This window comes from Sphingomonas sp. UYP23 (genome assembly GCF_054059235.1).
In genome coordinates this window covers 1,643,374-1,666,226 of sequence record NZ_JBSSBX010000001.1, presented here as the reverse complement: position 1 = coordinate 1,666,226, position 22,853 = coordinate 1,643,374, and the positions used below count along the sequence as shown (strand labels likewise).

Genomic DNA, 22,853 nt, shown 5'->3' with positions numbered 1-22,853 from the left:
GGCTCGACCGATGTCGTAAGCCTTTGACGTTATAGCGCGTTTCTTCGCCGCGCACAGCCGCCAGCGGGCGGTCTCACTCCATCGCGGCGCGCATCGCAGCGCCCGCGACGAACGGCGCCCCGGCGAGCAGCACCAGACTGACCGCGCCGAGCAGCTTGACCGCCTGCGCGCCCCCGTCGATCGACCCGGCACCGAAGATCAGCAGCGGCACCGCGAGCGGCAGCATCACCAGCCCGGCGACCGCGCCTGCACCGCGCAACCCGGTGACCAGCGCCGAGGTCGCCACCGCGAGCGCGGCGAGGCCGGGTGTTCCGATCAGCAGCCCGAGTTCGACCGCGCCGAGCGTCTGCGGCGGCAGGCCGAGCAAGCCGGCGGCGAGCACCGCTGCGATCATCAACGGCGGACCGAAGCCGAGCCAATGCGCAACGATCTTGGCCGCCGCCGCCGCCGCGAGGCTGACACCGCGCACCGCGAGCTGGTCGAGCACGCCGCTCTCGGCATCGGGGCCGATAAGCCGTTCGACCGGCATCAGCGCGGCGAGCAAGGCCGCCGCCCAGATCACCCCGCCGCCGATCCGCGCGAGCAACGCGCTGTCGGGGCCGACCGCGAAGGGAAAGAGGATCGTGACGAGCAGGAAGAAAGCGAGCGCGTTGACGATCCCGCCGCTTGCCCAGGCGATCCGCACATCGCGTGCGATGATGGCAAAAAGGCCGCTCATCCGAGCACGACCGAGATCGCATCGGGCAGCGCGATCGGCAGATGCGTCGCCACCACGACCGCGCCGCCGCCCGCGCGATGCGCAGCGATCAGCCGTTCGAGCATCGCCACGCTCGCCACGTCGAGGCCGTTGGCGGGCTCGTCGAGCAGCCACAGCGGCGCGTCGCTCGCGACGACGCGCGCGAGCGCCGCGCGACGCCGCTGCCCGGTCGAGAGCAGGCGCACCGGCACCGCGGCGATCTGCGCGAGCCCGACGGCTTCGAGCGCCTTCGCCACGCGCTCGGTCGCGCTGACGGAGGAGGGGGCGGGGGCAGGATCGAGCGTCGCCCAGAAGTGCAACGCCGCGCCAAGCGGCCGCGCAGCATCGAGCGCCGCGGCTTCGGCCATCAGCGCGCGGTGCGGCGCGGCGGCGACCTCGCCCGCGGCGGGCCGGAGCAGGCCCGCGGCAATGCGGATCAGGCTCGATTTGCCGACGCCGTTCGGCCCCGAGACCGACACCGCCCCGCCCGGCGGGACCGCGAACGAGATATGCTCGAACAGCATCCGCCCACCCCGGACGCAGCACACGTCGCGAAAGGCGAAGACCGGCGTCACGCGGGGCCCGCCGCATGTTCCAGCGCATGCATATCGTCGTCGGACAGTCCGAAATGATGCCCGATCTCGTGGATCGTGACGTGCGCGACGAGCGCGTGGAGATCGACCCCGGTCTCGATCCATTCGTCGAGGATCGCGCGGCGATAGAGATGGATACGGTCGGGCAGGTCGCCGCTGTCCATCGACGATTTCTCGCCAACCGGACGCCGGTGATACAGCCCGGTCAGATCGAGCGGATGCTCGATGCCGAGCGCGTCGAGCGTCTCGTCATCGGCCAGATCCTCGACGATCAGCACGACATCGCCGAGGTGCGCGCGGAATTCTGCTGGCAGCCCCGCGATCGTCGCGCGCGCGATCGCTTCGATCGTATCGGCGTCGGGCGCGGTGCGCAGTTGATCGACGGGCGGCATTGGCTATGCCTTACGGCGAAGGCGGCGCGCGCGCCAGCAGGAGAGCAGGAATGAAGGTCGAACCGCTGAACGACGAAGGCCGTGCCGAAGCGCTCGATACGCTCGACGACTGGGATTATGACGAGGCGCGCGACGCGATCACGCGGACCTTCACCTTCGCCGATTTCAGCGAGGCGTTCGCCTTCATGACGCGCGTCGCGTTGCTCGCCGAGAAGGCCGATCACCATCCCGAATGGTCGAACGTGTGGAACCGCGTCGACGTGCTGCTCACCACGCACGATGCCGGGGGCTTGTCGCACAAGGACGTCGCGCTGGCGGAGGCGATCGACGCTTTACTCGGCTGAGCCGATCGTCCCGCGCCGCATCCGCTTGCGCAAGCTGCCCGGCATCCAGCGCGCGGCAAACGCCATGCGGTCGGCCGTCTTGCCGACATAGGTGTGGACCTTGTCGCCGTGGACAGCGTCCCACGCCGCCTGCGCGACCTTGTCGACATTGGTCAGCTCGAGCCCGGCGTTGGTGACGACCTGCTTGATCGAGTAATTGCTGTTGCCCGCCGGCGTCGCAAGCAGCGGCGTGTCGATGAAGCTCGGGACGAGATCGCGCACCTTGATCCCGGCGCCATACCATTCGCCGTCGAGCGCCTCGGTCAGCGCGCGTACGCCGAACTTGGTCGCCGAATAGACCGGCAGACCCGACGAGCCGTAGATCGCCGACGCCGACGCGGTGTTGAGCAGGCACGATCCCGGCGTGCGCGCGAGATAGGGATAGCCGATCTTGGCGCCGTTGAGCACGCCGACGAGGTTGATCGCGACGACGCGGTCAAGATCGTCGAAACTCATCTCGGCGATCGGGCCGCCCGTGCCGATCCCGGCATTGTTGAACAAAACGTCGAGCCGGCCGCCCGTGGTCGCGGTGAAGGCGTCGAGGTGCGCGACCCACGCCTCACGGTCGCGCACGTCCATCTGATAGGTCTCGACCATGCCGGCGGGCAGCATCGCGGCGGTCGCGGCTAATCCTGCGGTGTTGACGTCGGCGAGGCCGACGCGCCAGCCGCGCGCCGCGAACAGCTTGGCGGTCGCCTGGCCGATCCCCGATCCCCCACCGGTGATGAAAATTGCCTTTGGGGTGTCGGTCATGCTGCATCCTTTCCGTCATGCCGGGGTCGCCCCGGTTTGCACCGGGCCGCTCGAGCGTTGGCGGCGAGTGTGCGATACGCGCGCGCTTGGGACAAGCCCGGGCGAACCAAGGTTTGACGCTCTGGCAAAGCTCCCGCACAAAGCTCGGGATGTCCGTTCGATCTCCCGGCCCCGCCGTCGCCTTTGCCGGCGTCACCAAAGCCTATGCCGGCGGGACGATCGCGGTCGACGGCGTGTCGGTCGAGATTGCGGGGGGCAGCTTCGTTGCGCTGGTCGGCAGTTCGGGCTCGGGCAAATCGACCTTGCTCAAGATGATCAACCGCCTAATCGCACCGAGCGCGGGCGAGGTCCGTATCGGCGGCGTGGGCGTCGGCGACGCGCCGCCACACGTGCTGCGGCGGCGGATTGGCTATGTCTTCCAGAATATCGGTCTGTTCCCGCACATGAGCGTCGCCGAGAATATCGCGATCGGGTTGCGGCTGGCGGGCGAACGGACGAATGCCGAGCGCGTCGCCGAACTGCTCGATCTGGTCGAGCTGCCGCGCGAGTTCGCGACGCGCCGCCCCGATGCGCTGTCGGGCGGGCAGCGCCAGCGCGTCGGCGTGGCGCGCGCGCTTGCGACGGCGCCGGGGCTGCTGCTGCTCGACGAGCCGTTCGGCGCGCTCGATCCGGTGACGCGCGACCAGTTGGGCGGTGCGATCCGGCACCTGCACGACCAACTCGGCCTGACGACGATCATGGTGACGCACGACATGGCCGAGGCGCTGATCCTCGCCGACCGCGTGCTGGTGATGGATGCCGGACGGATCGTCGCCGACGCCACCCCCAAGGCGCTGCTCGCGGGTGAGGGCGGGCCCGTCGCTGCGGCGCTGGTCGCGGTGCCGCGCGAACAAGCGCGCAAGTTGCAGGCGCTGGAGCAGGCAGTATGAGCCCGTTCGTCGAGGCGCTCACGCGCGTCCCGCCACTGCTCGCGGCACATTTGCTGCTGGCGGCGTCGGCGTTGTTGCTCGGGCTTGCGATCAGCCTCCCGCTGGCGATCTGGTCGGCGCGAAAGCCCAGTGTCGCGCGCGTGGCGCTCGGCTTTGCGAGCCTCGTCCAGACCGTGCCGAGTCTCGCCTTGCTCGCGCTTTTCTATCCGCTGCTGCTGTTCGTGTCGGGGCTGGTCGGCGGCGGGATCCCCGCGCTCGGCTTCCTGCCGTCGTTGCTCGCGCTGACGCTCTATGCGCTGCTGCCGATCCTGCGCAATGGCGTGACCGGGCTGCTCGGGCTCGACCCGGCGGTGATCGAGGCGGCCGACGGCGTTGGGATGACGTCGTGGCAGAAGCTCCGGCTGGTCGAGGCGCCGCTCGTCGCGCCGGTGCTGATGGCGGGAATCCGGACTGCCGCGGTCTGGACCATCGGCGCGGCGACGCTGTCGACCACCGTCGGTCAGCCGAGCCTTGGCGACATGATCTTTGCCGGCCTCCAGACGCAGAACTGGGCGCTCGTACTTGCCGGCTGCCTCAGTGCCGCCGCGCTCGCGCTTGCGGTCGATGCATTACTCGGCGTGATCGAGCGCGGCATCGCGCAGCGCAAGCGCGGACGCGTGTGGGCGGCGAGTAGCGTGCTGCTCGTCGGCGTGCTGCTCGCGCTGACGCCGCTGTGGCCGCGCTCGGGCGATACGATCACGATCGGCGCGAAGAATTTCGGCGAGCAATATATTCTCGCGCGCGTCATCGGGCATCGGCTCGAGCGTGCCGGCTATCATGTGCAATATCGCGACGGGCTCGGCTCGGCGGTGGTGTTCGGCGCGCTCAAGACCGATGCGATCGACGTCTATGTCGACTATGCAGGCACGATCTGGACCAACGAGATGAAGCGCCGCGACATCCCCGCGAGACCCGCCATGGTCGCGGCGATCGGCGACTGGGCGGAGAAGACGGCGCAGGTGCGGCTGCTCGGCGCGCTGGGGTTCGAGAATGCCTATGCCTTTGCGATGAAGGACGCGGCGGCCAAGGCGAAGGGCGTCGCGTCGCTCGATGATCTCGTGCGGGTCGCGCCGCAACTGACGCTCGGCGCCGATCTCGAATTTCTCGAGCGGCCCGAATGGGCGGCGGTGCAGCGCGCCTATCCGCTCAAGTTCGGCGCGTCGCACGCCTATAGCCCGACCTTCATGTACCAGGCGCTGGCGAGCGGGCAGGCCGATGTGATCTCGGCCTTCTCGTCCGACGGGCGGATCGCGGCGCAGCATCTCACGGTGCTGAGCGACCCGCGCCATGCGATTCCGGGGTATGACGCGATCATGATGGTCGCGCCGGGGCGGGCGAAGGATGCGAAATTCGTCGCGGCGTTGCAGCCGATGGTCGGGCGGATCCCGGTCGAGGCGATGCGCGCGGCGAATTATCAGGTCGACCGCGATGCTAACAAGGCAACCCCCGATGCCGCGGCGCGCTGGCTGGAGCGCAAGGTCGGGTTGTAGCGCGGCGTTGCTCCCCTCCCTGGAAGGGAGGGGCTGGGGGTGGGTCGGCCTCCCGGGCGCGGAACGCTCTACAAAATCGGGATTTGCCGCGCGGAAGGCGGGTGTCAGCCGCGCCACAGGCCGACCCACCCCCGACCCCTCCCTTCCAGGGAGGGGAGGCGTTAGCGGGTGGCGGTCACGAAATAGTCGAGCTTGGTGTCGTCGCTCAGCACGAAGCCCTTCGCCACCGAGAAGCCCAGGCCCCGGACATCGACCACCTTGAGCCCGGACGCCACCACCAGCTCGGTCAGCGCATCCGGCGTCAGGAACTTGTCCCAATCATGCGTCCCGCGCGGGATCGTGCCGGTCCCTTCCGCAAAGGTGATCAGCGCCAGCCGCGACAGCGCCGTACGGTTCGGCGTCGACAGCACCAGCAGCCCGCCCGGCGCGAGCGCTCGCGCCAGCCCGGCGACGAACCCCGACGGATCGGTGACGTGCTCGATCACCTCGAGGCTGGTCACCAGATCGAACGTCTCGCCCGCCAGATCCTCGACGCTCCCCGTACGATAGTCGATCGCCAGCCCCGACCCCGCGGCATGCGTCGCCGCCACCGCGACATTCTCCGCCGCCGCATCGAGCCCCGTCACCGTAGCGCCCAGTCGCGCAAGCGGCTCGCACAGCAACCCCGCGCCGCACCCGACATCGAGCGCGCGCTTTCCGGCGAGCGGCGTGAAGCCCGTGTCATCGCCGAGCCAATGCGCGTCGATCCGCTCGCGCAGATAGCGCAGCCGCACCGGATTGAGCCGGTGAAGCATCGCCGACGAGCCCGTGGGATCCCACCACTCCGCCGCCATCGCGCCGAAATGCGCGGCCTCGGCCGGGTCGATAGTGGTTGCAGACGTTACGGTTGCGCTGTTCATGCCCGCTTTCTATCAGGACCGCCCGCATAGCCCAAGCCCCACCTCAAGGACTTCTGCCACCCATGGCCCGTATCGTGATGAAATTCGGCGGCACCTCGATGGCCGGGATCGAACGTATCCGCAGCGTTGCCGCGCGGGTGAAACGCGAGGTGGCGGCGGGCAATCAGGTCGCGGTCGTCGTGTCGGCGATGGCGGGCGAGACCGACCGGCTGGTCGGCTTCTGCCGCGAGGCGTCGTCGCTCTACGACCCGAAGGAATATGACGTTGTCGTCTCGGCGGGCGAGCAGATCACCAGCGGCTTGCTGGCGATCGCGCTGCAGGCGGCGGGTGTGCCTGCGCGCAGCTGGCTCGGCTGGCAGCTCGCGATCTCGACCTCGGACGCGCACGCCTCGGCGCGGATCCAGGACATCGACATGGCGGCACTCGAGGCGAGTCTCGCCGCGGGCGAAGTCGCGGTGATCCCGGGTTTCCAGGGCGTCGACGAACACGGCCGCGTCACCACGCTCGGCCGTGGCGGATCGGACACGTCGGCGGTCGCGATGGCGGCTGCGATGAAGGCGGACCGCTGCGACATCTACACCGATGTCGATGGCGTCTACACCACCGATCCCCGGATCGTGCCGCGGGCGCGCAAACTTAAGAAGGTGACGTACGAGGAAATGCTCGAGCTGGCCTCGGTCGGCGCGAAAGTGTTGCAGACCCGCTCGGTCGGCCTCGCGATGAAGGAAGGCGTCCGCGTCCAGGTGCTGTCGTCCTTCACCGGCGAGGATGCACCGATGGCGGATACATTGCCCGGCACGATGATCGTGGGCGAGGATGAGTTTTGGGAGGAGATTGACGATATGGAAAGCCAGCTCATCACCGGCATCGCGCACGACAAGAACGAAGCCAAGATCACGCTGGTGGCGGTGCCCGACAAGCCCGGCGCAGTCGCGGCGATCTTCGCGCCGCTCGCGCAGGCGAACATCAACGTCGACATGATCATCCAGAACATCGCGCATGCCGCGGGGTCGACCGACGTGACCTTCACCGTGCCTGCCGCCGATCTGGCGCGCTCGATCGAAGTGCTCAACCAGGGGCGCGAGGCGATCGGGTTCGCCGAACTGGTCCACGATACGCGCGTTGCAAAGATCTCGGTGGTGGGCGTGGGCATGCGCAGCCATGCCGGTGTCGCCTCGACGATGTTCACCACGCTTGGCGAGCGCGGGATCAACATCCAGGCGATCTCGACCAGCGAGATCAAGGTCTCGGTGCTGATCGAGGAGGATTATACCGAACTCGCGGTGCGCGTGCTGCACACCGCCTACGGGCTCGATGCGGAGGACGTCGCGACCTGAACCGCGCCGCGGCGCGCTCAGTCGCGGCCGAGCAGTTTCGTCGCGAGCTTGCCCACGAACGTCACCGGATCGCGCCTGCGGCCGTAGCCGAAGTGACGCATCTCGGCCTTGTTGCAATCGCGCTGCCCGGCGAACATGCCGCACGCGCCGATCGGGGTGAGCGCCGCCATCCCGGTGCCGCGTGTGACGCGAGCGTCGTCGGGTTCGTCGTCGGGATTGGCCCAGCCCTCGGCGGCTGCGACCAGAGGGCGATCGTGGCGCGCGGCGCAGACGATGATATCCGAGGACGTTGTCGCCGTGGCACAGCGTTGCAGGACCGCAAGGCGGTCGCGCGCGGGCAGATGCGCGAGATCGAAATCGACCGGCAGTGCGGCGCCGGCGCTCTGGAGGATCAGCATCAACACCACCGACATGGGCCACCCTCCGCAATCCCGACGGAGTGGCTGCAGATCGCGGCGTAACGATGGCAAGCCTTTGCCGAAGAGCGGGTATTTCGGTCGAGACGGTGCGAGCGTCAGGCCCGCGCCGTCCTTCCCGACCGATCAACCCGTGGGCGCGTAGGGCCGGCTCGAGATGCCGGACCAGTCCTGCTCGCCCATCCCGGCATCAACCGCGGCGCTCATCCGCGTCCGCACCGCGTCGAGCACCGGTAGCGTGACCTGCGCCGCATCGGCCAGTTCGGTCGCGAGGCGGAGATCCTTGAGCCCGAGCTTCATCTTGAAGCCCGGCGTGAAATCGCCCGAGACGATCTTGGGCGCGTAGCTCTGATAGGCGCGCGCGCCGAACAGCGTGCCGGTCATCAGATCGAGGAAAGTGTCGGCCGCGACGCCATTGTCGCCCGCCAGCGCGACGCCCTCGGACATCGCCTCGATCGCCATGGTGATCATCATGTTGCCCGCGATCTTGGCGGCATTGGCCTGGCTGGGTTCGGCGCCGAGCGGCCAGACCTTAGTCGAGAGCGCCTCGAGCAGCGGGGTGACGGTGGCGACCGCATCGTCGGGCCCGGCGACGACGACGTTGAGCTGCGCCGCGGCGGCGGCGTCGGGGCGGCCGAAGACGGGGGCGGCGACGTAAGCGAGGCCACGCCCGGCATGGTCGGTGGCGAGGTCCTTGGAAAAGGCGACCGAGATCGTCGCGGTGACGATATGGATCAACCCGGCGCGCGCGGAGTCGAGCGCGCCCGAGTCGAGCAGCACGCTGCGGATCGCGGCGTCGTCGGCGAGCATGGTGAAGACGACTTCGGTATCGAGCGCGGCGGCGACGCTGTCGACGATCGTGACGCCGGGAATCTCGGCGGAATCGACCGGCGAGCGGTTCCACGCGTGGACCTGGTGGCCCGCCTTGGCGAGGTTGACGGCCATGGCGCTGCCCATCTTGCCGAGCCCGATGAAACCGATCTGCATATGGAATGTCCTGTGTGGAAAAGTCGAAGCGCAAGCGTTTGGCGCAGAGGGAGGTTCCAGGCGGGTGGCTCGCGGGTGCTGGAGCGCGCCTTCGCTCTTTATTCCCCGATCAAATGCAGCGCCACGCGCCGCCGATGCCTCGTCCGGCGATGTTCGAACAGATAGATCCCCTGCCACGTCCCCAGCACCGCCCGCCCGCTCGCAACCGGAATCGACAAACCTGTCGCGGTCAGCGCGGCGCGCAGATGGGCGGGCATGTCGTCGGGCCCCTCATCGTCATGCTCATACCCCGCACTTTCGGGCGCGATCTTCGCGAAATAGCGCTCGACATCGCGCCGCGCGGCGGGCGCGGCATTTTCCTGGATGAGCAACGACGCCGAGGTGTGGCGAACGAACAGCGTCAGCAGCCCCGTCTCGATTGCACTGTCGGCGACCCAACGCTCGACCAGATCAGTGATCTCGTGAAGGCCCTGCCCGGGGGTGGGAATCGCCAGTTCGGTCACGGCCTGTCGCATGACGCGGGCTTGCCCCAAAGCCCTGCGCAAGGCTAGGCCCGCTGCATGAACGAAATCTCCTCGATCGGCGCCACGCGCCTCGCCCGGCGCATGACGCGCGGTTCCGCCTTTCTCGGCTCGGAGGTCGCGATCCTGTGCGGCGCGATGTCGTGGGTGTCCGAACGCAATCTCGTCGCCGCGGTGTCGAACGCCGGCGGCTTCGGGCTGATCGCGTGCGGCGCGATGACGCCCGAGCTGCTCGACCGCGAGATCGCCGCGACCAAGGCGCTTACGACCAAGCCGTTCGGCGTGAATTTGATCACGATGCATCCGGCGCTGTTCGACCTGATCGAAGTGTGCAACCGCCACGGCGTCGGCCATGTCGTGCTGGCCGGTGGCCTCCCGCCGACGGGGTCGATCGATGCGATCAAGGCGAATGGCGCCAAGCTGATCTGTTTCGCGCCTGCGCTTTCGCTCGCCAAGAAGCTGATCCGCTCGGGCGTCGATGCGCTCGTCGTCGAGGGAATGGAAGCCGGCGGCCATATCGGCCCGGTGTCGACCAGCGTGCTTGCGCAGGAAATCCTGCCCGAGGTCGCCGACAAGGTGCCGGTGTTCGTCGCCGGCGGCATCGGCCGCGGCGAGGGGATTGCCGCCTATCTCGACATGGGCGCGGCGGGCGTCCAGCTCGGCACGCGCTTCGTCTGCGCGACCGAGAGCATCGCCCATGCCAATTTCAAGAAGGCATTCCTGCGCGCGTCGGCGCGCGATGCGGTAGCGAGCGTACAGATCGATCCGCGCCTGCCGGTCATCCCGGTGCGCGCGCTGAAGAATGCCGGCGGCGACCTGTTCACCGCCAAGCAGCGCGAAGTCGCGCAGCTGCTCGATTCAGGTCAGGTCGAGATGGCCGAGGCACAGTTGCAGATCGAACATTATTGGGCGGGCGCGTTGCGTCGTGCGGTGATCGACGGTGATGTCGAGCATGGCAGCCTGATGGCGGGCCAGTCGGTCGGGATGGTGACCAAGGAAGAGCCGGTCGCCAAGATCATCGCCTTGCTGATGACCGAGGCCGCGGCGGCGCTCGAGCAGCGCGCGGCGTAGCGGCGGGTCGTGCCGGCCGGCCGGCCTGGTCTCGCTTAGATTACGTGTCGAGGGCAGACTTATGCCTTCGGTATCTGGGCGGTCTGCCGATATTGCCATGGAATTTTCCGCATACGGCTTCGGCCGACGGATTCTTCTGGCCGTAAAATCGACCGGTCCGCCCCGCAGGCAAAGCGGTTCGATCCGGGGCCGATCGACCGCGTGCGCGGGTTAAAACGATCGCGGCGATCCTTGCGTTCCAGGCCACTCCAGGTCTCCGCGCCGACGGGATCGTCGGGCGCCAGGCGCTCCAAGCTGATGGCGGGCGCAGATCCCGCCGCGCCGAGAAGCGGGGCAGCGCCATGCTGCTCGCCGTTCGTTTGAGGTCGAACTTCATCCCGGATCAACATCGGCTGCCGGAACGCCGGTAACGCGGCGTTAACCCTGTCGTGCGAAACCCGTTTCCCGGATTGGAGTTGCGTGATGAGATCGATTCGACTTTCGGCGTCCGCACTGTTGCTGGCTGGCGTCGCACTGCTCGACGGATGTGCGTCGCACCGCTTGCCGTCGGTCGCCACCGTTGCGCCACCGCCCGTGGCGATCGTGGCGATCGTGGCGACGGCGCCGCCAGCGGGCAGCTATCCCGGTATGCCGATTCCGCAGCGGCTGGCCGATGGATCGTACGACACGCCCAACCGCACGCTGACGCCCGCCGCGGTCGTTTGGCACTTTCGCGCCGGGCTCAACGTCGCCGCACTGGCGTGTCGCGGTCCCGGCGATGCGGTTGTCGCGGCGCGCTATAATGCGATCCTCGCGCGGCAGCGCAGCGTGTTGCGCGATGCCGAAGCACGCCTTGCCAGCGAATATCGCAGCCGTGGCGGCTATGATCACGCGATGACCGTGCTTTACAATTTCTTCTCGCAAGGCTTTGCCCATCCCGCCTTCTGTTCTGCCGCGTCGCAGATTTTGGCGGAAAGCGAGACGGTGACCCCGGCCGGTTTCCCGGCCTTCGCCGCCGCGCGGCTGCCGATGCTCGACGCAGCCTTTACCGATTTCTACGCGCGTTATGATCGTTGGCGCGCAAATGCGGCGCCGACCGCGGTCGCCACGCCGGCGCCGATCGTCGCGCTGCGAAGCGCGTCGCCGCGCGCCAAGGTGGCGCTGGCGCGACCCACGCCGCGGATCCAGCTGGAACAAGTCGCATTGTTGCCCGATCCGACGGGACGCGAGGTCCATGCCGGCCCACCGCGTCCGTTCGCGGCACCGTCCAGCCACTAGGGCGGTCGGCGCGACCACCTGATCGAGATCAGCACGATACCTATCGTTAGCGCCGAATTCGGCGTGTTGCGCAAACTCTTGGTGAGGGCGTTTGCCTAAAACTCCACTTGGGAAAAGTGGGGGCTTCAAACATGTTGGGAAAGTTGCGGTATGTCGCGCCGATTGTCGGCGCGTGTCTGATCTCCGTGCCGGTTTCGGCCCAGGTCGCCGGGGTGGGAAATCCCGCCAGGACCGAGCCGCTGTCGGCGGCGGAGACGGTCTGGCATATGCGGGCGGCGCTCAATGTTGCCGCGTTGGCGTGTCGCGGTGCCGATGGCGAGGAGACCGTCCGGCTCTACAATGCGATGCTGCACGACGCTGCCGCGCCGTTGGCAGAGGCGGCCGCCGGAACCGAGCGCGCCTATCGCACGCATTTCGCATCGCAGTGGCAAGCGGCCGAGGATGGCGCGATGACCCGGCTGTATAACGGCTTTGCCGCGCAAAACGGGCATGAGGCGTTTTGCGCGACGGCGCATGGGGTGCTGCGCGGTATTACGAGCGTCGAACCGTCGGACTTCGCCAATTTCGCCGAGGCCGCGCTCGCGCGACTAGAGGCGCCGTTCCGGGTGGCGGCCCCGGCGCCGGTTTTCGCGACAGTCGAAGTTCATCCGCCGGTGCCACTCGAGGTCGCGTCGCTCGGCAGTGGCAGTGGCAGTGGCAGTGGCAGTGGCAATAGCGGTGTAGGGGGCAGCACGGCACCGCGGCCGATGACGATCGCCTTCGCCGATTAGCGCTCGCCGATGAACCCGCTCAACGCGGGGCCGCCATCGAGGCAATAGACCGCGATGGCGGCCCCGCCGCCGAACACCACGGCGATCGCCAGCGATGCCAGGCCGGCGACGAAGCCGCCTTGGCGCCGCCGCGCAAAGCTGCTGCGCGGGTTTGGCTTGCCAAGCTTGAGTTCGACATAGCCCGCGCCGAAGCCGCCAAGCCCGGTCATGACCAGCGTGATCAGCGCGCCGATCGGGGTACGCGTCGCCAGCCCGATCGGCAGGACGAGCGCGAACGGCGCCGCCATCGCCAGCGCCGCAAGCACCTTGGCGCGATCGATCTGCGCCTTGGCGACGGGGGCGACCGCGAGCAGGTCGGGCGCGTCCTCGGCCGACACCGTCAGCCAGGCGAAGCTGCCGACGAGCTGGCTCGCGATCAGCACGCTCGCAAAGGCGATCGCGGCGGGAATCGGTACGGCGTGGCGGCTGCCCGCCATCGCCAGCACGAGCGGCGCCATGTAGATCAGCCGCATCACGATCTGGAAGGCGAGCGCCGGGTCGCGCGCGAGCAGCCGCCATTCCTTCGCGAAGATCGTGCGCGTCAGCCCGGCATGGAACAGTCGAGCGCTCGCGCGCCCGGTCGGCTTGCTGCGCGACAGGCGGTTGCCGCCGTCCTGATAGCCCGACAGGAACAGCCGCTGGAGCGTCAGCCCCGCGCCGGCGAAGAGCACCAGCGCGACGCCGAGCACGATCGCGATCGCCAGCGGGTCGCCGAACGCGGCGCGGCCCGGCAGGCTGCTCAGCCCACGCGTCCCGACACCGTCGGTCTGCAACCGCTCGAACAAAGCCAGCATCGCGCTGCCCTTGTGATCGGCGCGGGGAAGGAGCTGCGAGCCGAGGAACACCGCGCCGCCTAGCAGCGCCGCCAGGATCTGCCCGAAGGTGCGCGCGGCGCGCGGGCCGACCAGCGTCGCGACGGCGAGCGTCAGCGCCAGGCCAAGCGCGGTCGCGCTCAAGGCCAGCGCGACGAGCAGCGCCACCAGCCCGAACAGCCGCGGATGGCCGAGCGCGGCGACGGGCATGACGATCGGCAACAGCAGCACGGCGTAGGTCAGCGCGATCGTCGCGGCGATGCCGAGCATCTTGGCGAGCAGCACATTGGCCTCGCGGATCGGCGCCGAAAAGAGCAGCGCGAGGTCGCCGACGTCGTACAGGCTGCGCTGGCTGCCGAGCATCGCCTGTGCGGTCATGAAGCTCAGCATGACGATGCTCACCGCGAGCACCGCGATCCGCACTTCGGGCAGGATCGGGATCGCGGTGTCGCGCAGGCCCCAGCCGATCGCACAGCCGATCACCACCCAGGCCGCGACCAGCAGATAGCCGATCAGCCGTGTCGCGCTGGTCCGCCCGGCACCCTTGCGCGCGCGCACCGCCAGCCGCACCTCGTTCAGCGCGAGCCAGCCGAACGAGCCGGGCGGCAGCTGACGCATCGCCCAGTTCACGCGGCCGGCGTCCCCGGAGTGGTCAAGCGGATGAAGGTATCCTCGAGCGTCATGCCCTCGGTGCCGGCACGGTCGCGCAGGTCGTCGAGCGTCCCCTCGGCCAGCAGTTTCCCGCCACCGATGATCCCGATCCGGTCGGCCATCCGCTCGGCGACTTCGAGGATGTGCGTCGTGACGATCACGGTCTTGCCGGCATCAACCTGCGCGCGGAGTGCGTCCTTGACCGAGCGCGCCATGCTCGCGTCGAGCCCGGTCAGCGGTTCGTCGAGGATGAGCAGCTTGGGATCGTGGATCAAAGCCCCTGCGAGCGCGACCTTCTGCTGCATCCCGCGCGAAAAGCCCTCGCAGCGCGTGTCGCGTTGCTCCCAGAGATCGAGCCAGTGGAGCAGCCGATCGGCCTCCTGTGCTGCCTGGCCCGGATCCATCCGCCACAGCCCGGCGACGAAGGCAAGATATTCGAGCGGGCTGAGCTTGTCATAGAGCATCGGCTCGTCGGGCAGCCACGCGGTGATCGCCTTGGCGCCGAGCGGATCGCGCCGCGCATCGACGCCGAAGATCTCGATCGACCCGGCATCGGGCTTGGCGAGCCCGGCGACCATCCGCAGCGTGGTGGTCTTGCCTGCGCCGTTGGGGCCGAGCAGCGCATAGAGCTGGCCCGCCGCGATATCGAGGTCGAGCCCGGCGATGACGGGCTTGTCGAACGCCTTGGCAAGGCCCCGGATGCGCAGCGCGGAATGGGTCATGTGTCCTGTTTAGGCGATACACCCGAATCGTCTAGCGCAAACAGGGCCTCGACCGGCCGATCAAGCGCTGCGGCGAGCTTGAGCGCGAGGATCGTCGAGGGGACGAACACGCCATTCTCGACGGTGTTGATCGTCTTGCGGCTGACTCCGACGCGTTCGGCGAGCGCCGCCTGCGTCAGATCGAGCCGCTCGCGTTCGGCCTTGAGCGTATTGCGGAGCGTTTCGGCCATTCAGCGCGCGGCCTGCAGCTCGAGCGTGGCGAGACGGACCTGCGCCACGACGATTGCGGCGGTGAAGATGATCCGCGCGCTGTCGCTCGCCGACAGCAGCCCAGGCACGTCGCCGACCGCGAGCAGCGCCGCAGCGGTGAGCAGACCCGCCCAGAAGCCAATCGCGCTGCTCGCGCGGCGGTGTTCGCGCGTCACCTCGTCCTCGAGCAATTGTGCAAGCGGGCCGCTCTTCAGGCGCGTCGCCAATGGCGAGAGATAGAGTGTGGAGACGAGGGTGAAGCCCAGCCACGTCCCCTGGAAGAAGGACGGTCGCCACGTCGAGAAAGTCAGCCCGAGCATCACCACGGTGAGCCCAGCAAAGAGGTAGAGGCAGATCACGCGGGCGTGCGCCTTGCGTTCGGCGAGTTCGACCAAGCTCATCTTCAATCCCCTTCGATTCGCAACCTACGGGTTACATGTAACCTGAGAGTTACATCGGTGCAAGCGCCGTTAAGGGTTCCCTCGCTTGCCAGGTTAGATTAACAGCGCGGGCATGACGACGGCCAGCGACCTCGATCAGCCCGCGCAAGGCCGCATCGTCGGAACCGTCCACCGGTTTCCGCTGCGTGTCTATTTCGAGGACACCGATCTTTCGGGAATCGTCTATCATGCCAACTATTTGCGCTACATGGAGCGCGCGCGTTCGGACATGCTGCGGCTCGTCGGGATCGATCAGCGCGCCCATCAGGAAGCCGGCGGCGGGGCGTACGCCGTGACCGCGCTCGCCATCCGTTACCGCGCATCGGCGAAACTCGACGACGCGCTGATCGTTCTGACCACGCTGCAGACGGTCCGCGCGGCATCGGTCGATATTCAGCAACGAGTCATGCGCGGCGATACGATATTGACCGAGGCAGACGTCACCGCGGCCTTGGTCGCGGCAACGGGCCGGCCGCAGCGCCAGCCGAAGGAATGGATCGCGGCGTTCCGCCAAGTGATGGGCAAACGCGCGATGGGATCAGGGGAAAGCGCCACGTGAACGAAATCATGCTCAACACCGATGCGGCGACACTATCGCCGATCGCCTTGTTCCTCCAGGCCGACTGGGTGGTGAAGACGGTGATGCTCGGCCTGTTGGCGGCGAGCGTCTGGACCTGGGCTGTCATTCTCGGCTTCTTCTTCCGGCTGGGCAGCACGCGGCGGAAAATCGCGACGTTCGAGCGCGATTTCTGGAAAGCCGAGGACATCGATGCGTTCCACCGTCTGCACAGCGAGAGCGACTTGCCGATCGCGCGGGTGTTCACCGCGGGTGTCGCCGAATGGCGCCGCTCGACCGTCGGCGGGCAGGTCGATCGCGGCGGCACGCGCGAGCGGCTTGCGACGGCGATGGGCGCTGCGGTCGCCAACGAGATCGACCAGCTGTCCGATCGGCTCAACATCCTTGCGACGGTCGGCTCGGTCGCGCCGTTCGTCGGGCTGTTCGGTACGGTGTGGGGGATCATGCGCAGCTTCACCGGGATCGCGCAGGCGCAGAACACGTCGCTTGCCGTTGTCGCACCGGGGATCGCCGAGGCGCTGTTCGCGACCGCGATCGGCCTGTTCGCGGCGATCCCTGCGGTGATTGCGTACAACCGCTTCAGCCACGGCATCAACCGCATCGAAGCCCGCCTCAACCGCTTCGCCGACGGCTTCCACGCGACGCTCAGCCGCCAGCTCGAGAGCGAGGTGCGCCGGTGAGCGATCCGCTTCATCCGCCGCTCCCGCAAGTGGGAGCGGCGTAAATGTCGATCAACCTCCCGTCGCAGCGCGGCCGCGGGCGGCGCGCGCCGATGGCGGAGATCAACGTCACCCCGTTGGTCGACGTGATGCTCGTGCTGCTGATCATCTTCATGGTCACCGCGCCGCTGCTCACCGCGGGCGTGCCCGTGACGCTGCCCGACAGCCGTGCCAAGGCGCTCGATCAGGACCAGAAGCCGCTCGTTCTCTCGCTCGACGGCGCGGGCAAGCTGTTCCTCGACAAGGACCCCTTGAGCGAAGCCACGCTCCCCGACGTGCTCGCGCAGCTCGCCGCCAAGGGCGATCCGGCCAAGCCGCCGCAAGTCTTCCTGCGCGCCGACCGCAAGCTCGATTACGGGCATGTGATGCGCGTGATGGGTGAGCTCAACCGCGCCGGGTATAACCGCGTGGCGCTGGTGACGGTGGGCCAGGACGGGCAATGACGCGGACGGAGCAATACGGACTCGGGGCGGCCGTGCTCGGCCATGTCGCGTTGTTCGCGCTCCTGTCGCTTGCCTGGAGCAGCGCGCCCACCCCGCCGCCGACCAACAAGCCGATCGAAGTCTCGCTGGTCGACGATGTCGCGCTCGATCAGCACGCCCCGGCCGCGCCCGAGCCGCCCGCACAGTCGGCCGCGCCCGACCCCGGCCCGCCCGCCGATGCGCCGCCGCCCGAAGCGGAAGAGCTCGCGCCCGAGCCTGCACCGCCCAAGCCCGCACCGGTCGTGCCCCCGAAACCCGCGCCCCCGAAACCCGCGCCCAAGCCGGCGCCCAAACCCGCACCCAAGCCCGACGCGGTGCCGCCGCCCAAGCCTGCACCCAAGCCCAAGCCTGCGCCCAAGAAGCCCGCCGCCGAGAAATCGGAGGAGGCCGACAAGCCCGCTGCCAAGCCAGCGCCGGCCAAGGCTGCGCCAGCCAAAGCCACGCCAGCGAAGAGCGCGGCGTCGGCCAGGCCGGCGGCAGCCGCGAAGGCAAACGGCACCAATCCCAAGGCGACCAAGGCCAGGCCGACCGGCTCGCTGCTCGACGACGATTTCCGCAAGGGCCTGACGCAGTCGCCGTCCAAGGCGAAGGCGTCCGAAGCCGCGCCCGGCGCGACGATGGACGCCAAGGCGGCGGCCGATATCGGGTCGGCGATCCGCCGTCAGGTCCAGCCGTGCGCCGACCGCCAGGTCAATCCCGGCCCCGGCGCGTCGCGCATCGTCGTGACGATCCGGCTGTCGCTCAACCGCGACGGGTCGCTCGCCGGTCGGCCGACCGTGTCGGACGATCATGGCGGGGTTGACGACGAGAATCGCCGCTATGTCGACACGGTCGATCGCAACGCGATCGCGACCTTTGCCGGCTGCGCACCGCTGCGCGGATTGCCGGCAGAGCTTTACGACGTGCCACGTGGGTGGAAGACCTTTATCCTGCGCTACAAACTCCCCGGCTGAGGACTAGACGATGCTCCCCAAGACGCTTCTTGCGCTGCTATTGGCCTCGGCCAGTGCCAGCGCCGTACAGGCCCAGACCGCGCCACCCGCGCCAGCACCACAGGGCGCGCCAGCGGCGCCGGGTGCGGTCAATCCGCAGCAGCAGGGCGAACTCGTCGTCGATGTCGTCGGCGGCGTCTCGGCGCCGCTCGGCATCGCGATCCCCGTGATGCCGACGTCGGAGGCGGTCAGCACGCCCGCCGGCCGTACCGACGAACTCGGCCGGCAATTGTCCGAAATCGTCACCACCGATCTGCGCAATTCAGGCCTGTTCAAGCCGCTCGGCGGCGACGCGCTGCATCCGATCGCCTATCCCGAAGTCACCGCGCCGACCTTCGACTATTGGGGGCCGGCCGGCGCGTCTGCGCTCGTCCAGGGGTTCGTCCGTGCCAATGGCGACGGGACGCTGACGGTCGGCTGCTACCTCTACGACGTCTCGTCGCGCGCCGAGATCGCGCGGCAGGGGTTCGTCGTCCCGCCAAGCGAATGGCGTCGCGCGGGGCACAAATGCGCCGACATGGTCTATTCGAAGCTGACCGGCGAAGGCCCCTATTTCGACAGCCGGGTCGTCTACATCTCGGAGACGGGCTCCAAGGGCAAGCGCATCAAGCGGCTCGCGATCATGGACCAGGACGGCGGCAACCACCGCTTCCTCACCAACGGCCAGGCGATCTCGCTCACCCCGCGCTTCTCGCCTGACCAGCGCTCGATCGTCTATATGAGCTATCTTAAGGATCGCCCGGCGATCTACGTCTATGATCTGGCGAGCGGATCGTCGCGGCTGCTCGTCGCGAGCGCGAACCTGACCTTCGCGCCGCGCATCTCGCCCGATGGCCGCTTCGTGCTGTTCTCGATGGCGGTCGGCGGCAATACCGACATCTACCGTGTCGCCTTTTCGGGCGGCAGCCCGCAGCGGCTGACCGACTCCCCCGGCATCGACACCGGCGCGACCTACTCGCCCGATGGCGGACGGATCGTGTTCGAGAGCGATCGCTCGGGCACGCAGCAGCTCTATGTGATGAATGCCGACGGATCGTCGCAGCAGCGCATCAGCTTCGGCAGCGGGCGCTATGCGACCCCGGTGTGGAGCCCGCGCGGCAACCTCATCGCCTACACCAAGATCGGCGGATCGTTCCGCATCGGGGTGATGAGTCCGGCCGGCGGCAACGAGCAGTTGCTCACCGATGGCGCGCAGGACGAAGGGCCGAGCTGGTCGCCCAACGGCCGCGTCATCATGTTCTTCCGCTTGGGGATGGGCGGCGGCGGACGCGCCGATCTGTGGTCGGTCGACCTCACCGGCGTCAATGTACGGCGTGTGCCGACGGTGCTCGATGGATCCGATCCCGCCTGGGGACCGTTACGCCCCTGATACCGTGCGAAGTGTTTGACTCACGGTTGTGACCGGGCGAAGCCCTTGGCTTCATTCGGTTCGTGTCCGAAACGACCTTTTACCCCTGGGGAGAAGCCGCCATGGCGAAACTGACCACGACGTTGCTGATTGCCACCGCATTGCTCGCGACCACCGCGTGCAGCAAGAAGCGCCCCGCCGAGCTGCCGCCGGCACCAGGCCCCGTGACCGACCAGAACGGCTCGGGCGGACAGGGCGCCATCGTTCCGGGCTCACGTGCCGATTTCGAGCGTTCGGTGACGAGCAACACCGTCAATTTCGCGCTCGACAGCTACAGCCTCGATGACCGCGCGCGCGCGATCCTCGACAGCCAGGCGACGTGGCTGGCGCGCTATGCCAATGTTCCGGTGAGCCTTGAGGGCCATGCCGACGAACGCGGCACGCGCGAATACAATCTCGCGCTCGGCGACCGCCGCGCGCTGTCGGCGAAGAACTATCTCGCCGCGCGCGGCGTCGCGCCGGGGCGGATTTCTACGATCAGCTACGGCAAGGAGCGCCCGATCGCGCTTGGCTCGGACGAAGCCAGCTGGGCGCAGAACCGTCGCGCGGTCACGATCGTGCTCAACTGAACAGCCACTCCTGATCCGTCACCCCGGGCCTGTCCCGGGTTCCACTTGGATGCGCGTACTGCCCTTGTAGAATGCGCGGCACGGTGGACCCCGGCACGGGGCCGGGGTGACGAAGATGGGGATGAGGGGCGACGCCGGCTTTGCTGGCGTCGCCCTTGCCATGTCCGTCACCCTTACCCCTCCCTTCGCTTTGCTCCTCACTCCCTCTCTGAACGGGGGAGGGAATAGACTTGCCTCTCCGCAAATCCCGATATAAATATGATATCATATTAACGGGAGGCATTGATGGTCGAGTCGCCAACACGCAACACCGCACTGACGCTGTCGCACGAACACACCGCAGCCACGTCGAGCGGCTATGCGATGCTGATCGTGGCGGTCGTGGCGCTCGGGTTCGGGTTGTTCGGGGCAAGCTTGCTGCAGGACGATTCGACGCTCGGCGGGGTGCTCGTTGCGATCGCGGCGCTCGTCATCGCCTTTGTCGCCTGCGGTTTCTACATGCAGCAGCCCAACCAGGCGACCGCCATCACGCTGTTCGGCGCGTACAAGGGCACCGACCGCAAGACCGGGTTGCGCTGGCTGCTACCCTGGCTCGCGCGGACGAAGGTTTCGCTGCGCGCCAACAACATGATTTCCGAGCGGCTGAAGGTGAACGACCTGCGCGGCAACCCGATCGAGATCGCCGCGCAAGTCGTGTGGCGCGTCACCGACACCGCGCAGGCGCTGTTCGACATCGACGATTACAAGGCGTTCGTGATCGTCCAGATCGAGGCGGCGGTGCGCACGATCGGCGCGCGTTATCCCTATGACGATTTCGAGCATCAGGAAGTGACGCTGCGCGGCAATCACGATCAGGTCGGTGCCGAACTGCGCGCCGAGTTGATCGCGCGGCTCGCGACGGCGGGGATCACCGTCGACGAATGCGGCTTCACGCATCTCGCATATGCCTCCGAAATCGCCGGCGCGATGCTGCGCCGCCAGCAGGCGCAGGCGGTGGTCGCGGCGCGCAAGACCTTGGTCGAGGGCGCTGTCGGGATGGTCGAGATGGCGCTCGCTTTGCTGAGCGAGAAGAACGTCGTCGAACTTGACGACGAACGCCGCGCCGCGATGGTCTCGAACCTGATGGTCGTGCTGTGCGGCGAGCGTGACACGCAGCCGGTCGTCAACGCCGGTTCGCTCTACCAGTAACGGGTCGGACGGTGGCGGCTCCCCCCAAGAAAGCGTTCGCGCTCCGACTCGATCCCGCGCTCTACGCGGCGATCGAGCGGATTGCGGCGGCCGATCTGCGGAGCGTCAACGCCCAGTTCGAATGCCTGCTGCGCGAGGCGCTCGCGAAGCGGGGGGTAAAACTCGAAGCGCCCAATCCGCCCCGACGCGGGCGCCCACCCAAGGAGGACGACGATGCAGACGCGTGATGTGATCGACCATTACCGGGCCGAGCCGGGCTATTGGTTCGTGCCCAAGCTGTTCGGCATCGGCGCGACGCCGGTGACGTGGCAGGGCTGGGCGCTGACGCTTGCCTTTGCTGCCTTGCTCGTTGCCGACATTCGCTTGGTGCACGAGCGGATCGCGCAGGTCGCGATTGGCGTAGCGCTGTTCGCTGTCTTCACCGTGATCGCGGTGCGCAAGACCAAGGGCGGATGGCACTGGCGCTGGGGCGTACGCGGCTGAGCGGAACCGTCAGCCGAGCGCTTGGTCGAGCAGTTTCGCCAGGCGCAGCCCGCCGCGTTCGACCTCGAGCCGCGCGATCGGCACGTCCTTCTCGATCGTCGCCTCGTCCATCGTGACGTGCGCCGGGGTCGGCGCGCAGGGATCCGCCAGCACGCTTGCATAGGTCACGTCGTGCGCGACCTGCCAGCTCTCGCGGCTCCAGTCGGTGACGTCGCCCGCGGCGATTTTCGCGCGCACCGCCGCCGGATAGCGCCGCACGATCGGCGGTCCGCTGGTGATCGCGCGCTCGGCGAGATAGCCGTCCCAGATGCTGTGGAGGTTGAGCCGCGCGGTGCCGTAGCCGCCATAGCTCGCGAGCACCTTGTTGCCGCCCTGATCGTCCTTCTCTCCGGCATGCAGCGGCTGGTGCAGATCGCCGACGAAGTGGACCAAGAAGGCGAGCGCCTGGACGCGATCGTGCAGCGGGGCGCGCTTGTTCTTGAGCAGAGCGACGTCCTTGGTGATCTGCGCCGAGACGCAATTGCCGTCCTTGCACGCCGCTACCAGGTCGAACGGGTGGCAGATGTTCACGTCCTGATAATGCCAGCTATAGGCATAGCCGAAGCGCGCCTTGCCGTCGGGGCCCTTGAGCGGCTTGATGCAATCGGCCCACACCGCGGCATCGGAGATGTTCGAGGCCTTGCATTCGGGCGTGCCGAGCAATTCCGAATGCGCGAGCAGCGCGCGGATCGCGGCGCGTGTCTTGGGGCGGACGTTGGCGTCGGCGATCTGCGCGATCGTCTGATGGCCATATTCCCAATAGGCTGACGCGGGCGCAGCGGTCGCCGCGGCGAGCAGGGTGGCGGCAACGGCAAGGCCGGGGCGAACGCGACGAAGACTGGTCATGGGAGTGCTTTAGTCGGCTCGATTGCGCGGCGAAAGCGAAGATCTTCTCCCTCTCCCAGCGGGA

Annotated in this window: 30 protein-coding genes; 16 read left to right on the top strand and 14 right to left on the bottom strand. The window is 68.1% G+C overall.

Annotated elements, in window-relative coordinates; translation table 11 throughout:
* Positions 1 to 73: 73 nt before the first annotated feature.
* From ACVWYO_RS08310 to ACVWYO_RS08300, 3 genes are read right to left on the bottom strand one after another with little or no spacing between them, the layout of a single operon-like run.
* Positions 74 to 718: a heme exporter protein CcmB gene (locus ACVWYO_RS08310; RefSeq protein ID WP_457349794.1), complete on the bottom strand. Its 645-nt coding sequence runs from the start codon at positions 716 to 718 to the stop codon at positions 74 to 76.
* On the bottom strand, positions 715 to 1,311 hold the full coding sequence (ccmA, locus tag ACVWYO_RS08305; protein WP_457349792.1) for a heme ABC exporter ATP-binding protein CcmA: 597 nt from the start codon (positions 1,309 to 1,311) through the stop codon (positions 715 to 717). The genes ACVWYO_RS08310 and ccmA overlap by 4 nt, the downstream gene beginning before the upstream one ends.
* Entirely contained in the window at positions 1,308 to 1,721 is a 414-nt protein-coding gene (locus tag ACVWYO_RS08300) for a metallopeptidase family protein (RefSeq protein ID WP_457349790.1), read from the bottom strand. The genes ccmA and ACVWYO_RS08300 overlap by 4 nt, the downstream gene beginning before the upstream one ends.
* A gap of 50 nt (positions 1,722 to 1,771) precedes the next feature.
* On the opposite strand from ACVWYO_RS08300, the gene ACVWYO_RS08295 reads away from it, so the two are divergent.
* Positions 1,772 to 2,065, top strand: coding sequence for a 4a-hydroxytetrahydrobiopterin dehydratase (locus tag ACVWYO_RS08295; RefSeq protein ID WP_457349788.1), 294 nt, complete (start codon positions 1,772 to 1,774; stop codon positions 2,063 to 2,065).
* Here ACVWYO_RS08295 and ACVWYO_RS08290 read toward each other — a convergent pair.
* Complete coding sequence (locus ACVWYO_RS08290) at positions 2,054 to 2,857, bottom strand: SDR family oxidoreductase (protein ID WP_457349786.1); 804 nt, start codon at positions 2,855 to 2,857, stop codon at positions 2,054 to 2,056. The two genes, ACVWYO_RS08295 and ACVWYO_RS08290, sit on opposite strands and share 12 nt — an antisense overlap.
* A 149-nt stretch (positions 2,858 to 3,006) precedes the next feature.
* Here ACVWYO_RS08290 and ACVWYO_RS08285 point away from each other — a divergent pair, with 149 nt between their 5' ends.
* Both ACVWYO_RS08285 and ACVWYO_RS08280 read left to right on the top strand, forming a co-directional pair.
* A complete protein-coding gene (locus ACVWYO_RS08285) occupies positions 3,007 to 3,786 on the top strand; it encodes an ATP-binding cassette domain-containing protein (RefSeq protein ID WP_457349784.1) in 780 nt (259 codons plus the stop codon).
* Positions 3,783 to 5,315, top strand: coding sequence for an ABC transporter permease/substrate-binding protein (locus tag ACVWYO_RS08280; protein ID WP_457349782.1), 1,533 nt, complete (start codon positions 3,783 to 3,785; stop codon positions 5,313 to 5,315). The genes ACVWYO_RS08285 and ACVWYO_RS08280 overlap by 4 nt, the downstream gene beginning before the upstream one ends.
* 161 nt (positions 5,316 to 5,476) lie before the next feature.
* Here the strand turns inward: ACVWYO_RS08280 and ubiG are convergent, their stop codons facing one another.
* Positions 5,477 to 6,214 carry a bifunctional 2-polyprenyl-6-hydroxyphenol methylase/3-demethylubiquinol 3-O-methyltransferase UbiG gene (gene ubiG / locus ACVWYO_RS08275; RefSeq protein ID WP_457349780.1) on the bottom strand — a complete coding sequence of 246 codons (738 nt, stop codon included), beginning with the start codon at positions 6,212 to 6,214 and terminating at the stop codon, positions 5,477 to 5,479.
* Positions 6,215 to 6,276: 62 nt separating this feature from the next.
* Between ubiG and ACVWYO_RS08270 the strand changes: the two genes are divergently transcribed.
* A complete protein-coding gene (locus ACVWYO_RS08270; RefSeq protein WP_457349778.1) occupies positions 6,277 to 7,551 on the top strand; it encodes an aspartate kinase in 1,275 nt (424 codons plus the stop codon).
* A 17-nt stretch (positions 7,552 to 7,568) separates the two neighbouring features.
* Here the strand turns inward: ACVWYO_RS08270 and ACVWYO_RS08265 are convergent, their stop codons facing one another.
* The 3 genes from ACVWYO_RS08265 to ACVWYO_RS08255 form a co-directional block, all read right to left on the bottom strand.
* On the bottom strand, positions 7,569 to 7,964 hold the full coding sequence (locus ACVWYO_RS08265; RefSeq protein WP_457349776.1) for a hypothetical protein: 396 nt from the start codon (positions 7,962 to 7,964) through the stop codon (positions 7,569 to 7,571).
* Positions 7,965 to 8,093: 129 nt separating this feature from the next.
* Positions 8,094 to 8,954, bottom strand: a complete 861-nt coding sequence (locus tag ACVWYO_RS08260) for an NAD(P)-dependent oxidoreductase (RefSeq protein WP_457349774.1) — start codon at positions 8,952 to 8,954, stop codon at positions 8,094 to 8,096.
* 98 nt (positions 8,955 to 9,052) lie between these two features.
* On the bottom strand, positions 9,053 to 9,469 hold the full coding sequence (locus tag ACVWYO_RS08255) for a secondary thiamine-phosphate synthase enzyme YjbQ (protein ID WP_457349771.1): 417 nt from the start codon (positions 9,467 to 9,469) through the stop codon (positions 9,053 to 9,055).
* Positions 9,470 to 9,514: 45 nt separating this feature from the next.
* Here ACVWYO_RS08255 and ACVWYO_RS08250 point away from each other — a divergent pair, with 45 nt between their 5' ends.
* A complete protein-coding gene (locus tag ACVWYO_RS08250) occupies positions 9,515 to 10,546 on the top strand; it encodes an NAD(P)H-dependent flavin oxidoreductase (protein ID WP_457349769.1) in 1,032 nt (343 codons plus the stop codon).
* Between the two features lie 59 nt (positions 10,547 to 10,605).
* Here the strand turns inward: ACVWYO_RS08250 and ACVWYO_RS08245 are convergent, their stop codons facing one another.
* Entirely contained in the window at positions 10,606 to 10,935 is a 330-nt protein-coding gene (locus ACVWYO_RS08245; protein WP_457349767.1) for a hypothetical protein, read from the bottom strand.
* 73 nt (positions 10,936 to 11,008) lie between these two features.
* On the opposite strand from ACVWYO_RS08245, the gene ACVWYO_RS08240 reads away from it, so the two are divergent.
* Both ACVWYO_RS08240 and ACVWYO_RS08235 read left to right on the top strand, forming a co-directional pair.
* On the top strand, positions 11,009 to 11,803 hold the full coding sequence (locus ACVWYO_RS08240; protein ID WP_457349765.1) for a hypothetical protein: 795 nt from the start codon (positions 11,009 to 11,011) through the stop codon (positions 11,801 to 11,803).
* Between the two features lie 131 nt (positions 11,804 to 11,934).
* Positions 11,935 to 12,573 carry a hypothetical protein gene (locus ACVWYO_RS08235; RefSeq protein WP_457349763.1) on the top strand — a complete coding sequence of 213 codons (639 nt, stop codon included), beginning with the start codon at positions 11,935 to 11,937 and terminating at the stop codon, positions 12,571 to 12,573.
* On the opposite strand, the gene ACVWYO_RS08230 is transcribed toward ACVWYO_RS08235, so the two are convergent.
* From ACVWYO_RS08230 to ACVWYO_RS08215, 4 genes are read right to left on the bottom strand one after another with little or no spacing between them, the layout of a single operon-like run.
* Complete coding sequence (locus ACVWYO_RS08230) at positions 12,570 to 14,042, bottom strand: hypothetical protein (protein ID WP_457349761.1); 1,473 nt, start codon at positions 14,040 to 14,042, stop codon at positions 12,570 to 12,572. The genes ACVWYO_RS08235 and ACVWYO_RS08230 overlap by 4 nt on opposite strands.
* 8 nt (positions 14,043 to 14,050) lie before the next feature.
* Positions 14,051 to 14,797, bottom strand: coding sequence for an ABC transporter ATP-binding protein (locus ACVWYO_RS08225; protein ID WP_457349759.1), 747 nt, complete (start codon positions 14,795 to 14,797; stop codon positions 14,051 to 14,053).
* Positions 14,794 to 15,027 (bottom strand): helix-turn-helix transcriptional regulator, encoded by a 234-nt coding sequence (locus tag ACVWYO_RS08220; RefSeq protein WP_457349757.1) that lies wholly within the window; start codon positions 15,025 to 15,027, stop codon positions 14,794 to 14,796. The genes ACVWYO_RS08225 and ACVWYO_RS08220 overlap by 4 nt, the downstream gene beginning before the upstream one ends.
* Positions 15,028 to 15,447: a hypothetical protein gene (locus ACVWYO_RS08215; protein ID WP_457349755.1), complete on the bottom strand. Its 420-nt coding sequence runs from the start codon at positions 15,445 to 15,447 to the stop codon at positions 15,028 to 15,030.
* Between the two features lie 112 nt (positions 15,448 to 15,559).
* Between ACVWYO_RS08215 and ybgC the strand changes: the two genes are divergently transcribed.
* The 9 genes from ybgC to ACVWYO_RS08170 all read left to right on the top strand — a co-directional run bounded on the left by ybgC (position 15,560) and on the right by ACVWYO_RS08170 (position 21,904).
* Complete coding sequence (gene ybgC, locus ACVWYO_RS08210; RefSeq protein ID WP_457349753.1) at positions 15,560 to 16,045, top strand: tol-pal system-associated acyl-CoA thioesterase; 486 nt, start codon at positions 15,560 to 15,562, stop codon at positions 16,043 to 16,045.
* 8 nt (positions 16,046 to 16,053) lie between these two features.
* The gene (gene tolQ / locus ACVWYO_RS08205; protein ID WP_457354915.1) at positions 16,054 to 16,743 is read left to right on the top strand and encodes a protein TolQ; all 690 of its coding nucleotides are present in this window, start codon (positions 16,054 to 16,056) and stop codon (positions 16,741 to 16,743) included.
* Positions 16,744 to 16,787: 44 nt separating this feature from the next.
* Positions 16,788 to 17,225, top strand: coding sequence for a protein TolR (gene tolR, locus ACVWYO_RS08200; RefSeq protein WP_457349751.1), 438 nt, complete (start codon positions 16,788 to 16,790; stop codon positions 17,223 to 17,225).
* Complete coding sequence (locus ACVWYO_RS08195) at positions 17,222 to 18,217, top strand: cell envelope biogenesis protein TolA (RefSeq protein WP_457349749.1); 996 nt, start codon at positions 17,222 to 17,224, stop codon at positions 18,215 to 18,217. The genes tolR and ACVWYO_RS08195 overlap by 4 nt, the downstream gene beginning before the upstream one ends.
* Before the next feature lie 10 nt (positions 18,218 to 18,227).
* Positions 18,228 to 19,625 (top strand): Tol-Pal system beta propeller repeat protein TolB, encoded by a 1,398-nt coding sequence (gene tolB / locus ACVWYO_RS08190; protein ID WP_457349747.1) that lies wholly within the window; start codon positions 18,228 to 18,230, stop codon positions 19,623 to 19,625.
* A gap of 101 nt (positions 19,626 to 19,726) precedes the next feature.
* Positions 19,727 to 20,233, top strand: coding sequence for a peptidoglycan-associated lipoprotein Pal (gene pal / locus ACVWYO_RS08185; protein ID WP_457349745.1), 507 nt, complete (start codon positions 19,727 to 19,729; stop codon positions 20,231 to 20,233).
* Positions 20,234 to 20,518: 285 nt separating this feature from the next.
* Entirely contained in the window at positions 20,519 to 21,421 is a 903-nt protein-coding gene (locus ACVWYO_RS08180; RefSeq protein WP_457349743.1) for an SPFH domain-containing protein, read from the top strand.
* Positions 21,422 to 21,432: 11 nt separating this feature from the next.
* Entirely contained in the window at positions 21,433 to 21,648 is a 216-nt protein-coding gene (locus tag ACVWYO_RS08175) for a toxin-antitoxin system HicB family antitoxin (protein WP_457349742.1), read from the top strand.
* Positions 21,635 to 21,904 carry a hypothetical protein gene (locus ACVWYO_RS08170; protein WP_457349740.1) on the top strand — a complete coding sequence of 90 codons (270 nt, stop codon included), beginning with the start codon at positions 21,635 to 21,637 and terminating at the stop codon, positions 21,902 to 21,904. The genes ACVWYO_RS08175 and ACVWYO_RS08170 overlap by 14 nt, the downstream gene beginning before the upstream one ends.
* 9 nt (positions 21,905 to 21,913) lie before the next feature.
* On the opposite strand, the gene ACVWYO_RS08165 is transcribed toward ACVWYO_RS08170, so the two are convergent.
* Positions 21,914 to 22,789 (bottom strand): S1/P1 nuclease, encoded by an 876-nt coding sequence (locus ACVWYO_RS08165; protein ID WP_457349738.1) that lies wholly within the window; start codon positions 22,787 to 22,789, stop codon positions 21,914 to 21,916.
* Positions 22,790 to 22,853: the final 64 nt, after the last annotated feature.